The following is a 1,153-nucleotide window of genomic DNA, read 5'->3' on the forward strand; positions in this document are numbered from 1 at the left end:
TTATCCTGTATGGGGAAAGGGGTCGCCGGTGGTCGTGTTCGCGGGGCAGGGCGACGCCCGCCGTTCGATGGAGCTGCTGTGGCGCGCGGGCGTCGCCGGTGTGGTCGGCGCGCTGGTCACCGTCGTGCTGCTCGCGGGGACGACGGGCACCGCCGTGGCCGGTGCGGTCGCCGTCGACGGGGTGACACTGTTCCTGCAGGGCACGATCCTGGCGGTCGCGGTGCTCGGTCTGCTGCTGATCGCCGAGCGTGGCGCGGTGCCCCGTGCCCGCAGCGGGCCGGGCACCTGGAGCCGGGCGGCCGCCGTGCTCGATCGTGGCGTCGACGCGTTCACCCCGCAGGCGTCCGCGGTGCCGGGGAGCGCGCACGAGCTCGCCGCCGTGCGGGCGGGGGTGTCGACGACCGAGGTGTTCCCGCTGACCATGCTCGCGGTCGGTGGTCTGCTGCTGTTCCCCGCGTCGAACGATCTGCTGACGATGTTCGTCGCGCTGGAAGTGCTGTCGCTGCCGCTGTATCTGCTGTGCGGGCTGGCGCGGCGCAGGCGCCTGCTCTCGCAGGAGGCGGCGCTGAAGTACTTCCTGCTCGGCGCGTTCTCCTCCGCGTTCTTCCTCTACGGTGTCGCCCTGCTGTACGGGCAGACCGGGACGGTGTCGCTGCCGGGCATCGGTGCGGCGCTGGACAAGCAGCCCGAGAACGCGACGCTGGCCCTGCTCGGTATCGGGATGCTGGCCGTCGGCCTGCTGTTCAAGATCGGCGCGGTCCCGTTCCAGGCATGGGTGCCCGATGTCTACCAGGGTGCCCCGACGCCGATCACCGCGTTCATGGCCGCGGCCACCAAGATCGCCGCGGTGGGCGCGACCATGCGGGTGCTGATGGTGGCCGTCGGTGCGCTGCGCGACGATTGGCGACCGGTCCTGGCCGCGGTCGCGGTGGCGACGATGGTCGTCGGCGCGGTCATGGCGATCACCCAGACCGATGTGAAGCGGATGCTGGCGTACTCCTCGATCGCGCACGCGGGTTTCCTGCTGGTCGGGCTCGTCGCCGCCGACGACGCCGGTGTCGCCGCGGTCCTGTTCTATCTGCTGGCCTACGGTCTGGGGACGGTCGGCGCGTTCGCGGTCGTGAGTCTCGTGCGGGACTCCTCCGGTGACGAG

General features: G+C 71.6%; 1 protein-coding gene. It reads left to right on the forward strand.

Features of this window, described 5'->3' with window-relative positions; translation table 11 throughout:
• Positions 1-28: 28 nt before the first annotated feature.
• A partial coding sequence (gene nuoN, locus ACWDNU_RS46525; protein ID WP_449673533.1) for an NADH-quinone oxidoreductase subunit NuoN occupies positions 29-1,153 on the forward strand: 1,125 nt, incomplete at its 3' end.

The sequence above is a fragment of the Amycolatopsis sp. NPDC003676 genome, from assembly GCF_053587275.1.